This window comes from Streptomyces barkulensis (assembly GCF_002843305.1).
GTDB lineage: Bacteria > Actinomycetota > Actinomycetes > Streptomycetales > Streptomycetaceae > Streptomyces > Streptomyces barkulensis.
In genome coordinates this window covers 59,074-71,438 of record NZ_PGSG01000106.1, presented here as the reverse complement: position 1 = coordinate 71,438, position 12,365 = coordinate 59,074, and the positions used below count along the sequence as shown (strand labels likewise).

Sequence of the window (12,365 nt, the reverse complement as noted above, 5' to 3'; positions counted from 1 at the left end):
GCTCGGGGACGGGTCAGTTCGGGGAGTAGGTCAGGCAGTCGGCCGTGCCGTGCAGGGCGCCCACCGAGATGCCGGTCGCCTGGCACTCGAAGTCGGTGTTGTGCCGGCAGTCCGACATCTTGCAGGCGCCGACGTGCGCGGCGGCCTCCGGGCTGCCGCCCTTGCGCGGGGCGGCGAAGAACGTGTCGCATTGGGCCTGCTGGGGGTCGCCGACGGTGATGGCGAGCGCGTGGCAGGCGTGCTCCCTGTTGTACGCGCAGGGCTCCACGGCGCATTCGGTCACAGCGGGCATGTCCATGGATCTCTCCAGTGCTCTTCGGGTGTCCTCGGGCGCTTTCGGTGTTCGGCGGGCACCCGGCCCGGGGCCGGGCTGTCCGAGGTGGAGGCTTTCCCGGCCGGGCGGAGACGCCTGCCCCCGGAACGCCGCAGTTCACCCGATGAGCCGAGCGCGGAGAGGCCGCCGGATCCCCGTCCGGTCAAATAGTGTGCCAAGCAGTTCGTATGACTAAGTTGGAAGTCGAGCAGAACGGCCCGGACCGGACATCCTGGGGCGGGGCAGCGGTCCGCCCGGGTGAACCGATACCTTTGGGTAAAGGCTCTGAGGCCTGACGGAAGGACCGGTGGGCATGGGGAGCGAGAAGGACGCAGGGCGTCTGCCTCGGCTGCAGTTGGACGAGTTGCTGGACGAGCTGCAGGCTCGCGTCGACGCGGTGCGCGGCACCCGGGACCGGGTGCACAGCCTGCTCGAGGCCGTGATGTCGGTGGGGCAGGAGCTGGAGCTGTCCCACGCACTCCAGCGGATCGTGGAGGCGGCGGTGCTGCTGGTCGACGCCGAGTACGGCGCCCTCGGCGTCATCGGTGAGGACGGCAGGCTGTCCCAGTTCATCCCGGTGGGCATCGACGCGGAGACGGTCGGGGCCATCGGCCCGCTGCCGTCGGGCCACGGGCTGCTGGGAGAGCTGATCCGCCACCCGGAGCCGCTGCGCATCCCGGAGCTGGCCGAGCACCGCAACTCATCGGGCTTCCCGGCCAACCACCCGCCGATGCACTCCTTCCTGGGCGTGCCGATCCGGGTGCGCGAGGAGGTCTTCGGCAACCTCTACCTGACCGAGAAGCGGGGCGGGGCGGAGTTCGACGCCGAGGACGAGGCGGTGCTGTCCACCCTCGCCGTGGCGGCGGGCGTGGCCATCGAGAACGCCCGCCTCTACGAGCAGGCCCGCAACCGCGAACGCTGGATGGAGGCCAACGCCGAGATCACCGCCGGACTGCTGTCCGGGGCGGACGAGCAGGAGGTGCTGGCGCTGGTCGTCGACCACGCGCGCCACATCCTCGCCGCGGACCTGGGCGTACTGGCCCTGCCCCTGGAGGACACCGGCAACCTCCAGGTGGTGCTGGCCGAGGGGAGGAGCGGCGAGGAGTTCCGCGGACTGGTGCTGCCGGCGGAGGGATCGTTCGTGGGGGCGGCGCTGGCCGCAGGCGAGGCGATCACCAGTGTCGACATCGCGAACGACCCCCGTATCTCGGCCGGTACGGAACGCTGGAAGGGCATGGGCCCGACGGTGGCGGTGCCGATGGGCGCCGGCGACGGGGTGCGCGGTGTGCTGCTGCTGGCGCGCAGGGAGAGGCGTGCGCCGTTCACGGAGACGGAGACGGCGCCGCTGGCCTCCTTCTCCGGACAGGCCGCGGTGGCCATGGAGCTGGCGGAGCGGCGCCGCGCGGCCGAGCAGGTGGCCCTGCTGGAGGACCGCGACCGCATCGCCCGCGATCTGCACGACCTGGCCATCCAGCGGCTGTTCGCCACGGGCATGACGCTGCAGAGCACGGTGCGCTTCGTCCAGCACCAGGAGGCGAGCGAGCGGCTGCTGCGGGCCGTGGACGACCTGGACGAGACCATCAAGATCATCAGATCGACGATCTTCGGTCTGCGCAGTCACGGGGAGGGCCGGTCCGGGCAGCAGGGGCTGCGGGTGCGGGTGGCCCGGCTGGTGGAGGAGGCCGTGGGGAACCTGGGCTTCACCCCGGCCCTGCGCATGGAGGGGCTGGTGGACACCGATGTGCCGCCGGCCGTGGCCGACCATGTGGTGGCGGTGCTGGCCGAGGCGCTGTCGAACGTGGCGCGGCACGCGCGGGCCGCGGTGGCGGAGGTCTCGCTGGTGGTGGCGGGCGGCTCGCTGACCGCCACGGTGGCCGACGACGGGGTGGGCATCCCGGAGGGCGGCCGCCGCAGCGGGCTGGTGAACCTGGCGGAGCGGGCCGGGAAGCTCGGCGGCGAGCTGCTGGTGGAGAGACCGCCGTCCGGCGGCTCCCGCCTGGTGTGGCGGGTGCCGCTGGACGGGGCCTGAGGAGCCGGGGCCCGAGGAGCCGGGACCGGGAGCACGGGACGGCGTGGTCAGGCCCCCCTCTCCAGCACCTCCCGCACCGGCCGGCGCGGCGTGGCCGGTCCCTCGGGGCCGTAGCCGAGGCGGACGAGTATCTGGACGTACCGCGGGCCGGAGGTGACGCGCTGCAGGGACACCCTGAGGTCCGGCCACTCGAGGGCCTGGTGCAGCAGTGAGGTCCGCACCGAGTGGGCGGTGGCGACCAGCAGGACGTGTTCCAGGGCCTGCCCGGCGCGGAGCCAGTCCGCGCGCCGGTCGCGGGCCGTGGCCAGGACGGCGATGGTGGGCCCGGTCTCGAACCGGGCCGTGAGGGCGCCGGCCGCCCCGACACCGGAGAAGTCGCGCAGCGGCAGGCGCCCGGTGGCGTCGCGGGCGCCCAGGGCGGCGCCGGGGAGCCCGTCATGGGCGCCCTCGCGCATCCAGGAGCGGTTCTCGGCGCGGCGTTCGTCGGTCTCGGTGTTGCGGCGTTCGGCCGCGGCGGTCAGACGCATCATCCGGGTGGTGTCCCGGGCGCCGGGGAACCACAGCGAGGCGCCCTCGGCGCGGGCGGCGTCGGCCAGCTCGCGCAGGAGCTCCTCGGGCGGGCGGTGCGGGGAGAAGGGGAAGCGGCTGCTGTGCCGGCGCCACAGGGCGGCGTACAGGTCGGGGCGGTGACGCGGGTCGGGGGCGTCGGTCCTCACCGGGCGCACGGAGGCCAGCAGGTCCGGTTCGCCGGGGCGGGGCAGCAGGCGTACGGACGGTTCCCAGCCGGTGTGGGCCACCGCCACGCGGAGGTTGAACAGGGCGGCGCCGACGGAGATGTGCAGGGCCCGCCCGACGGGGTCGGTGTGGCGCAGTCCCCGCCCCGCTGCGGCGCGTACCTCCAGGGTGGAGGTGGCGGGGTCCAGGCGGTAGCGCCAGGGCTGGGTGTTGTGGATCGACGGTGCTGCCACGGCGGCGGAGACGAGGTTCTCCAGGACGACCGCGTCGAGTGTGGTGGGTGGCATGGTGTTCTCCTCCCGTTCCGGCCGCCACCAGGCTGCCCCGGCGGCCGTGTGCCGGGGCAGTGCCGTTGGTCCCGTTCCGTGCCGCCGACCGGTCCAGGCGGCCGGGTGGCCCGGAGAGCGGGGCCGTACGGCCCCACGGCGCGTCCGGTCGGCCCCTGCCGCGGCGGTGCGGCAGGGCGGTTGACTGGAGGCGATGTCAAGGAGGTGCGTCATGGAGAAGGTGGCGGTGGCCCTGTCGGGGGGCGATGCCTACCGGGTTTCGGTGCGCGGTCACGAGTTCACCGTGGACCAGCCGCCGGAGGCCGGCGGCGAGGGGCTGGGGCCCACACCCGTGGACCTGTTCGTCGCCTCGCTGGCGTCGTGCGTGGGCTTCTACGCGGGCCGCTATCTGGCGAGGCACGGGCTGCCGCGCGAGGGGCTGCGGGTGGAGACGGAGTACGAGATGGCCGCCGGCCGGCCGGCGCGGGTGGGGGAGGTGCGGCTGCGCGTGGTGCTGCCGCAGGACATCGGGGAGACGCGCACCCGGGCCCTGGCGGCGGTGGTGGACCACTGCACGGTGCACAACTCGCTGCGGCAGCCGCCGCGGGTGGACATCGGGATCGGCTGAGGAGCCGGGGGCGAGGAGGGGAGCGGCCCGGCCGGGCCGCGGTCTTCGGCCGGGTGCCTTCCGGCCCGGTGCCCCGGTCCGGCTTCCGGGTTCCGCCCGGAGGCCGGGCCTTCGCCGTGTCCTGTGCCGCCTCCCGCCCGGGAGGCGGCACAGGACACGGCGGCTTCGGGCGCTCAGGTGTTCCGGGCCGCCTCTGTGAGCTCGGCGGCGACCGAGCGCGCCCACCGGCGGATGTGCTCGCGGTCGCGGAAGTCGCCGCCCTTGCCCTGCTTGACGATCTGCCGGGCGATGAAACCGCGTGCGTCCTCACCCAGCCGGCCGCCGAAGGTGGTGTGGCCGCGCGCGTCGATCAGGGCGGCCACACGCGCGGCGCCGGGGGCGGGCGGGATGTCGCGCTCCTCGGCGGAGGCGTCCAGCGGGCCGCTGCTGAACAGCCACACCGGCAGCCGCGCCAGCGCGTGGCGCCTGCGCCGGGCGAAGCGGGCGGCCTCCCCGACCCAGCGGCCCGCGTACAGACCGGAGCCCAGCAGGACGGCGTCGTAGGCGTCGAGGTCGCCGAGGGCCGCGGCCTCGGCGGCGGGCAGGACGTCGGCGGTCAGGCCGCTTTCCCGCAGGTCCTGGCCGATCCACTGGGCGATCTGCGCGGTGGAGCCGTTCTTCGAGCCGTAGGCGACGAGTACGTGCGGTGGTGTCATCGTGATCGCCTTCCTGTGCGTTGCCGGCCCTTCCGGGTGCCCGGGAGGGCCGGCTTCGTGCCGGTTGCGCGCCGGCGGTTGCGTCAGTGGTCGCGTCAGTGGTTGCGCAGCCACCGGTCGGCGAGGCCGTGCAGTGCGGGTTCCTCGGGACGCAGCCGTGAGTCGTCCAGGCGGTAGGTCAGGCGGCTGACGACGTCGACCACGCCGTCCAGGCGGCGGATGAGGGCGGTCGCCACGGGGATCTCGCTGCGCCGCTCGACCTGCCCGGTGAGGGTGACCACGCCCTCGGCGACGGAGACGGAGACGGTGTCCGGGGACAGCCACAGGGACCGGATCAGGACCTCGTCGACGACCTGGGCGCGGATGTCGGCGTCCGGGCGGAGGAAGACGCCCAGCAGGTCGCGGCGGGTGACGATGCCGACCAGCCGCTCCTCCTCGTCCAGGACCGGCAGCCGCTGGACGCCGTGCGCGACCATGGTGCGGGCCGCGCGTGCCACGGAGTCCAGGGCGTGGACGGTGACGGCGGGCGCGGTCATCAGCTCGCCGGCGGTCAGCGGTCGTCCGGCGGCCCTGCGGCGGCCGGTGCGTCCCCTGGGCGGGGTGCCGTCCGAGCCCTGGCGCGCCTGGTGGGCCAGGAGGTCGGTCTCGGAGACGACGCCGAGGACCTTGTCGTCACCGTCCACGACGGGCAGGCCGCTGATGCCGTGCCGTGCGAGCAGATGGGCGATCTGCTTGAAGGGTGTCGTCGGGTGGGCCTTGACGACGTCGATCGTCATGACGGCGCCGACCACTTTGTGCTTCATGGCGTCCTCCGTGTTCTCTTCCCGGCGGCCTGTCAGCGCAGCCGGCGCAGGTGTGGGTCGTGGGCGCGCCTGGGCAGCAGGCGCACGTGGGTGTCGACGGCGGTGGCGCCGTCCGGGCGGGCGATGACCGGGCCGAGGTGGGCCTCGGCGAGTTCGGGCAGGTCGCAGGCCATCCGCGACAGGCGCAGCAGGATCTGCTCCAGCGCCTCCAGGTCCACCGGCGCACCGCGGCGCCCGAGCAGCAGGGGGGCGCAGCGGGGTGCGGTGATCAGGTCGTGGACGTCCCGGTCGGTGAGCGGGGCGAGGCGTGCGGCGTGATCGGCCAGGAGTTCGGCGGCGGTGCCGCCCGGGCCGAAGAGGACCAGGGGGCCGAAGACCTCGTCCTGGACGACGCCGGCGACCAGCTCGGTGCCGCGCCGTGCCATGGGCTGGACGAGTGCGCCGGTCATGGCGCCGTCCAGACGGACGGAAAGCTCCCGCCAGGCGGCCCGCACGCGGTCCTCGCCCTGGAGGTCGAGGGCGGTCGCGTCCTCCTCGCTCCTGTCCCGCAGGCCGGGCCAGTGGGCCTTGAGGGCGACGCGCCCCCCGCCCTGCGCGGCCAGGCGGTCGGCGGCACGGGCGGCGGCGTCCTCGTCCCCGGCCCAGGCCTGGGGAAGGCGGGGGATGCCGTAGTGGTCCAGCAGGCGGGCGCGGTCGCGGGGGCCGAGCAGGCCGCCGCCGGGGTGGTCGGCGAGGAAGGCGCCGACCAGGGCGCGGGCGGCCTCGGTGTCCACGCCGCTCAGTTCGGGCACCGCGCCGGGCGGGCGGCCCAGCCAGTGGGCCCGTTCGGCGGCGTGGGCCAGGGCGCGGGCGGCGTCCTGGGGTTCGGCGTACGCCGGGAGGGCGGTGCCGTCGCCCGAGCGGAGCAGGCGGACGCGTTCGGCCTGGCCGGGCAGGACGGCGACGACGGTGCGGCAGGGGTGGGCGGCGGCGGTGCGCAGCAGTTCGCGGACCGCCGCCTCGCTGTCCTCCCCGCTGCCGTCGGCCGGAGAGGTGGGCACCAGGACGGCCAGAACCGCGTCCACGCCCCCGTACCCGGCCAGCCGTCCCGCGCACTCGGCCGGCCCCGGCCCGCCGGCGGTGCCGGTGTCGACGGGGTTGCCGGGGGAGGCGACGGCGTCGTCGGGCGGGGTGCCGAGCAGTTCGGCGGTGAGGGAGTCGGGCAGCCGGGGCAGGGTCAGTCCGGCCTCGGCGCAGGCGTCGGCGGCCAGGACCCCGGCGCCCGTGGCGTTGGAGACCACGGCGACGCGGGTGCCGGTGGGCAGGGGCTGGGAGTGGAGCAGGGCCGCGGTGTCCAGGAGTTCGCCGATGCCGCGGGTGGCGATCACCCCGGCCTGGGTGAACAGGGCGCGCCGTGTCATGGCGGGGGCGGACGCGGCGGCGGTGTGGGCCGCGGCGGCGCGGCGGCCGGCCTCGGAGCGTCCGGCGTCGACGGTGAGCACGGGCATGCGGCGGGCGACACGGCGGGCGACGCGGGAGAAGGCACGCGGGTTGCCGAAGGATTCCAGGTGGAGCAGGGCCAGGTCGGTGCGGCCGTCGCCCTCCCACCACCGGAGCATGTCGTTGCCGCTGACGTCGTACTTGTCGCCCAGGGCGGCGAAGGTGGAGACGCCGATGCCCAGGCGGGCCAGCCCGCCCAGCAGGGCGGCGCCGACCCCGCCGGACTGCACGGCCACTCCGGCGCGGCCGGCGCCGGCCGCGGGGAGCGCGGCGGTGAGGACGGCCGCCAGGCGGATGTCGTCCTCGGTGTTGGCGGCGCCCAGCGAGTGGGGGCCCAGCAGGCGCATGCCGTGGCGGCGGCAGGCGGCCAGCAGGGCGGCGCCCTGCCCGGCGTCGAGGCGGGGGCCGAGGACGGCCAGGGCGCGCACCCCCGTCTTGCCGCACTGCTCGGCGGTCTCGGGCACCTCGTGGGCGGGAAGGGCCAGGACGGCCAGCTCGGGCGCCTTGGGGAGGGCGGTCACCGACGGGTGGGCGGGGACGCCCTCGACGGATCGTGCGCCGGGGGCGACGGCCAGCAGGCGCCCGGTGAAGCCGGCGCGGCGCAGGTTGCGCAGGACGGCGCGGCCCGCCGTGCCCTCCGGTCCGCCGGCGCCGACCACGACGAGGGAGCGGGGGCGCAGCAGCGGGCGGAGGCTGGCGGCGTCGGCGGTGCGGGCGCGCTCGTCGACGGCGGTCAGGTAGTGCTCGTCGGGGTCCAGCCGGATGGCCCAGCGCACCTCGCCGGAGTCGTAGCGGCGGGTGGTGCGCAGTCCGAGGTCGGCGAAGACCTTCTGCATCGCGTGGTTGTCGGCCAGGGCTCCGGCGGTGAAGGCGGTGACGCCGGCGGCGCGGGCGGCGTGGACGAGGTGTTCGAGCAGCAGGGTGCCCACGCCGCGGTGGTGGAACTCGTCGGTGACCGCCAGCGCGACCTCCGCGGTGCGGCCCGCGCCCCCGCCCCCGTCGCCGTTCCCGCTCCCGTTCCCGTCCTCCTCGCCCTCGTACTCGGCGATTCCCACGGGACGCCCCTCGTGGAGGGCCAGCAGGGCCAGGCTGCCGGGGCGGGGCGGTCCGCAGACGCGGCGGGCGGCCTGCCGGCCCAGCTCGCTGCCGGAGCCGAAGAACCGCAGGCGCAGGTTCTCGGGCGACATCCGCTCGTACAGCCCCTCGACGCCGGTGCGGTCCTCGGGGCGGGCGGGGCGGATCTCCACGGTCCGGCCGTCGGCCAGCAGCGCGTGGGCCGGCCGTACGGGGTGTGCGGCGCCCGTGGTGTCCGCTGTTCCGGTGGTGCCGGTGGTGCCCGTCATGGCCGGTCCCCTCTCCTTCTGCCTCGGTTTCCAGGGTGCTGCGGGAGCCGGGCCGCTCCCAGGGCCGGCAGGGGCCCGGCGCAGGGCCGAACGGCCCGGGCAGGACCCCTGCCGGCCCTGGGAGCGGCCCGGCAGGCCGGTCGGTCCCACCCGTCGGGACCTGTGTCCCCTCGCGGTGGCGGGTACCCGGCCGCAGCCTGGAGGTGGAGCGGACGGCCGCTCCGCAGGAAAGGCTTGGAGGTACACACCATGACCCGCACCGTCACCGTGGGCCTGGACGGCTCGCGTGAGAGCCTGGCCGCCGCCGAGTGGGCGGCCCGCGAGGCGCTGCGCCGCACGCTGCCGCTGCGGCTCGTACATGTGAAGGAGAACGACTCCCACCCGAAGGTGCTGTCCGGGATGGACCCGGAGGCGCGGGAGCGGTGGGAGGCGCTGCCGGACGAGACGGCCGCCGACCTGGCCCGCAAGCACCCCCCGCTGGAGGTCGCCGTGGAGCGGCTGGCCGGCCGCCCGGCCGAGGTGATCAGGGACTCGGTGGGCGAGGCGGAGCTGCTGGTCCTGGGCTCGCGGGGCCGGGGGACGCTGACGGGCTTCCTGGTGGGCTCGGTGGCGTTGTCCACCGTGGCGCACGTGGCGTGCCCGGTGGTGCTGGTGCGGGCCGGGACCGCCGAGCAGGACACCGGTGACGTGGTGGTGGGACTGGACCTGACCAGGCCGCGCGAGGAACTGCTGGAGTTCGCCTTCGACGCCGCCGCCCGGCGCGGGGTGCCGCTGACGGTCGTCCACGGCTGGGACCCGCCGCCGGTGTACGGCATCAACCCGGTGGCCGTGAACCCCCATCTGATCGACGATCTGGCCGAGGAGAAGTCCGACGCCCTGACCCGGGTGCTGGCCCCCTGGCGGGAGAGGCACCCGGAGGTGGAGGTGCGGCCGCAGGCCGTGGTCGGCAGGGCCGCCCACCATCTGCTGGAGGCCGCCGAGAACGCCTCCCTGCTGGTGGTGGGGCGCCGCAACCGCCGCGCCCGGCTGGGCTTCCACACCGGACCGGTCACCCACGCCCTGATGCACCACTCGCCGGCGCCGGTGGCCGTCGTACCGCACGACTGAGCCGGACCCGGTGCGGCGGGCCGGCCCCCGCGGCAGGCTCCCGCACCGGGTCCGCGACCCCATCCGCCGAGGTGCTCCGCCGCCGGGCCCAGGCCCGCGCGGGCGCCGAGCCGCTGAGGAGGCACCACAGATGGTCCGCTACGTCCAGGACTTCACCGAGGGGGGCCGGGAGCAGGCCGGCCTGCTCGGGGGCAAGGGCGCCAATCTCGCCGAGATGACCCGTATCGGCCTGCCCGTGCCGCCCGGCTTCACCGTCACCACCGAGGCGTGCCGGGCCTATCTGGCCACCGGCGCCGAGCCCGAGGGACTGGCGGAGGAGGTGGCCGGGCACCTGGCGGCGCTGGAGCGGGCCGCCGGGCGGAGGCTGGGCGACCCGGACGACCCGCTGCTGCTGTCGGTGCGCTCCGGCGCGCGCTACTCCATGCCGGGGATGATGGAGACGATCCTCGACATCGGGCTGAACGACGCCTCCGTGCACGGGCTGGCCCGCACCTCCGGGCACGAGGACTTCGCCTGGGACTCCTACCGGCGGCTGATCCAGATGTTCGGCGCCACGGTGATGGGGATCGACGGGGCCCTGTTCGCCGAGGCGCTCGCCCGCCGGCCCGACCCGGGGCAGCGGCGGCTGCTGGTGGAGGACTTCCGCCGCATCGTGCGCGAGCGGACGGGCGAGGAGTTCCCGCAGGACCCGGCCGAGCAGCTGCGGCGCTCGGTGCGCGCGGTGTTCTCCTCGTGGAACACCGAGCGCGCCCGCGTCTACCGCCGCCGCGAGCACATCCCCGAGGACCTGGGTACGGCCGTCAACGTCCAGACGATGGTCTTCGGCAACGCCGGACCGGACTCGGGCACCGGTGTGGCCTTCACCCGCGACCCGGCCACCGGGCTGCAGGGGATCTACGGCGACTACCTGGCCGACGCCCAGGGCGAGGACGTGGTCTCCGGGGCGCGCAACACCGTGCCGCTGGCCGAGCTGGAACGTCTGCACCCCGAGTGCTACGCGCAGCTGTGCGAGTACATGGAGAGGCTGGAGCGGCACTACCGGGACCTGTGCGACATCGAGTTCACCATCGAGCGCGGCAGGCTGTGGATGCTGCAGACCCGGGTGGGCAAGCGCACCGCCGAGGCCGCCTTCCGTATCGCCGCCCAGCTCGCGGACGAGGGGACGATCGGCTGGGACGAGGCCCTGGACCGGGTGAGCGGTGAGCAGCTCGCCCGGCTGATGTTCCCGAGTTTCGACACCGCCGGGGCCGGCGAGCCGCTGGCCCGCGGGGTGCCGGCGTCCCCCGGCGCGGCCTTCGGTTCGGTGGTCTTCGACTCGGCCGAGGCCGCCCGCCGGGCGGCGGCCGGGGAGAAGGTGGTGCTGGTGCGAGGCGAGACCACGCCCGACGACCTGCCGGGGATGGTGGCCGCCCAGGCGGTCCTGACCAGCCGGGGCGGCAAGACCAGCCATGCGGCCGTGGTGGCCCGGGGCATGGGCCGGGTGTGCGTGTGCGGTGCGGAGGCCGTCGAGATCGACGCCGCCGCGCGCCGCTTCACCGTGGACGGCACGGTGGTCGCCGAGGGCGAGACGGTCTCCGTGGACGGGTCGGCCGGCGCCGTCTACCTGGGCGAGTTGCCCCTGGTGGGCTCCCCGGTGATGCGGCACTTCGAGACGGGGGAGCGGCTGCCGGGCGTGGTCGACTCGGTGGCCCGGCTGATGGAGCACGCCGACGCCACGCGCCGTCTGGGCGTGCGGGCCAACGCCGACACGCCCGAGGACGCCGCCCGCGCCCGCCGCTTCGGCGCGCGGGGCATCGGCCTGTGCCGCACCGAGCACATGTTCCTGGGCGAGCGGCGCAGGCTGGTGGAGGCGATGATCCTGGCCGAGGACGACGCCGGGCGCGAGAAGGCGCTGGCGGCGCTGCTGCCGCCGCAGCGCGAGGACTTCACCGCCATGCTGGAGGCGATGGACGGCCTGCCGGTCACCATCCGCCTGCTGGATCCGCCGCTGCACGAGTTCCTGCCCGACCACACAGAGCTGGCGGTGCGGGTGGCGTCGGCCGAGGCGGCCGGGGGCGAGCCCGACCCGCACGACGTGCGGCTGCTGAGCGCGGTGGAGCGCATGCACGAGCACAACCCGATGCTGGGGCTGCGCGGGGTGCGGCTGGGCCTGGTGGTGCCGGGGCTGATCGCCCTGCAGGTGCGGGCGGTGGGCGAGGCCGTGGCGCGGCGGCTGCGCGAGGGCGGCGACCCGCGGGCGGAGATCATGGTGCCGCTGGTGGACACCTCCGACGAGCTGCGGCTGGTGCGCGAGGAGGTGGACGCCGTACTGGCCGAGGTCTCCCGGGAGACGGGGGTGGAGGTCGCCTGCCCGGTCGGCACGATGATCGAGCTGCCCAGGGCGGCGCTGACCGCGGACCGGATCGCGGCCGAGGCCGACTTCTTCTCCCTGGGCACCAACGACCTGACCCAGACCACCTGGGGGCTGTCGCGCGACGACGTGGAGGCGTCGTTCTTCTCCGCCTACCTGGAGCGGGGCATCCTGCGGGACTCGCCGTTCGAGACGCTCGACCGGCAGGGGGTGGGCCGGCTGGTGCGGATCGCGGTGGAGGAGGGCCGGGCCGCCCGGCCGGGTCTGAAGGTGGGGGTGTGCGGCGAGCACGGCGGCGATCCCGACTCCGTGCACTTCTTCCACCAGGCGGGGCTGGACTACGTCTCCTGCTCCCCCTTCCGGGTGCCGGTCGCCCGTCTGGAGGCGGCCCGAGCGGCCCTGGCCCCCGGCCGGGCCCGGTCGTCGACCGCGTGACCTGAGCCCGCCCCCGCCCGGTGCCCGCACGGGTGCCGGGCGGGGGCGGGCCCGTGCGGGGCCCGGCGCCCGGGACCGAACGGCCCACCGGAAGGGCGGCCGACCCCAGGCGGAAAAGGACTTTTCCGGTAAGGCTTGAAGGAAGCGGGCGAAACGCCCGCGCTGTGCGGCGGAACGGGAGG

The 12,365-nt window shown here is 75.7% G+C and carries 9 protein-coding genes; 4 read left to right on the top strand and 5 right to left on the bottom strand.

Annotated features, from left to right (window positions below):
- Positions 1-13 precede the first annotated feature (13 nt).
- Positions 14-298, bottom strand: a complete 285-nt coding sequence (locus CUT83_RS23670) for a DUF1540 domain-containing protein (RefSeq protein ID WP_101257860.1) — start codon at positions 296-298, stop codon at positions 14-16.
- A gap of 328 nt (positions 299-626) precedes the next feature.
- On the opposite strand from CUT83_RS23670, the gene CUT83_RS23665 reads away from it, so the two are divergent.
- Positions 627-2,342, top strand: coding sequence for a GAF domain-containing sensor histidine kinase (locus CUT83_RS23665; protein ID WP_158239049.1), 1,716 nt, complete (start codon positions 627-629; stop codon positions 2,340-2,342).
- 47 nt (positions 2,343-2,389) lie between these two features.
- Here the strand turns inward: CUT83_RS23665 and CUT83_RS23660 are convergent, their stop codons facing one another.
- Positions 2,390-3,364 carry an Acg family FMN-binding oxidoreductase gene (locus CUT83_RS23660; protein WP_101257859.1) on the bottom strand — a complete coding sequence of 325 codons (975 nt, stop codon included), beginning with the start codon at positions 3,362-3,364 and terminating at the stop codon, positions 2,390-2,392.
- Positions 3,365-3,575: 211 nt separating this feature from the next.
- Between CUT83_RS23660 and CUT83_RS23655 the strand changes: the two genes are divergently transcribed.
- Positions 3,576-3,971 (top strand): OsmC family protein, encoded by a 396-nt coding sequence (locus CUT83_RS23655; RefSeq protein WP_101257858.1) that lies wholly within the window; start codon positions 3,576-3,578, stop codon positions 3,969-3,971.
- Between the two features lie 173 nt (positions 3,972-4,144).
- Here the strand turns inward: CUT83_RS23655 and CUT83_RS23650 are convergent, their stop codons facing one another.
- From CUT83_RS23650 to CUT83_RS23640, 3 genes are all read right to left on the bottom strand, one after another.
- On the bottom strand, positions 4,145-4,666 hold the full coding sequence (locus CUT83_RS23650) for a flavodoxin domain-containing protein (protein WP_101257857.1): 522 nt from the start codon (positions 4,664-4,666) through the stop codon (positions 4,145-4,147).
- Positions 4,667-4,761: 95 nt separating this feature from the next.
- On the bottom strand, positions 4,762-5,469 hold the full coding sequence (locus CUT83_RS23645) for a CBS domain-containing protein (protein WP_101257856.1): 708 nt from the start codon (positions 5,467-5,469) through the stop codon (positions 4,762-4,764).
- Positions 5,470-5,501: 32 nt separating this feature from the next.
- Positions 5,502-8,291: a bifunctional acetate--CoA ligase family protein/GNAT family N-acetyltransferase gene (locus CUT83_RS23640; RefSeq protein WP_101257855.1), complete on the bottom strand. Its 2,790-nt coding sequence runs from the start codon at positions 8,289-8,291 to the stop codon at positions 5,502-5,504.
- Positions 8,292-8,540: 249 nt separating this feature from the next.
- Here CUT83_RS23640 and CUT83_RS23635 point away from each other — a divergent pair, with 249 nt between their 5' ends.
- Together CUT83_RS23635 and ppdK are read left to right on the top strand one after the other, a co-directional pair.
- Positions 8,541-9,398 (top strand): universal stress protein, encoded by an 858-nt coding sequence (locus tag CUT83_RS23635; protein ID WP_101257854.1) that lies wholly within the window; start codon positions 8,541-8,543, stop codon positions 9,396-9,398.
- A gap of 130 nt (positions 9,399-9,528) precedes the next feature.
- Positions 9,529-12,183 (top strand): pyruvate, phosphate dikinase, encoded by a 2,655-nt coding sequence (gene ppdK / locus CUT83_RS23630; RefSeq protein WP_101257853.1) that lies wholly within the window; start codon positions 9,529-9,531, stop codon positions 12,181-12,183.
- The last annotated feature ends 182 nt before the right edge of the window (positions 12,184-12,365 follow it).

Bases quoted from the DNA above. Each gene is read 5' to 3' on its own strand.
- CUT83_RS23670 (WP_101257860.1), bottom strand. From the start codon at position 298: ATGGACATGCCCGCTGTGACCGAATGCGCCGTGGAGCCCTGCGCGTAC.
- CUT83_RS23665 (WP_158239049.1), top strand. From the start codon at position 627: ATGGGGAGCGAGAAGGACGCAGGGCGTCTGCCTCGGCTGCAGTTGGAC.
- CUT83_RS23660 (WP_101257859.1), bottom strand. From the start codon at position 3,364: ATGCCACCCACCACACTCGACGCGGTCGTCCTGGAGAACCTCGTCTCC.
- CUT83_RS23655 (WP_101257858.1), top strand. From the start codon at position 3,576: ATGGAGAAGGTGGCGGTGGCCCTGTCGGGGGGCGATGCCTACCGGGTT.
- CUT83_RS23650 (WP_101257857.1), bottom strand. From the start codon at position 4,666: ATGACACCACCGCACGTACTCGTCGCCTACGGCTCGAAGAACGGCTCC.
- CUT83_RS23645 (WP_101257856.1), bottom strand. From the start codon at position 5,469: ATGAAGCACAAAGTGGTCGGCGCCGTCATGACGATCGACGTCGTCAAG.
- CUT83_RS23640 (WP_101257855.1), bottom strand. From the start codon at position 8,291: ATGACGGGCACCACCGGCACCACCGGAACAGCGGACACCACGGGCGCC.
- CUT83_RS23635 (WP_101257854.1), top strand. From the start codon at position 8,541: ATGACCCGCACCGTCACCGTGGGCCTGGACGGCTCGCGTGAGAGCCTG.
- ppdK (WP_101257853.1), top strand. From the start codon at position 9,529: ATGGTCCGCTACGTCCAGGACTTCACCGAGGGGGGCCGGGAGCAGGCC.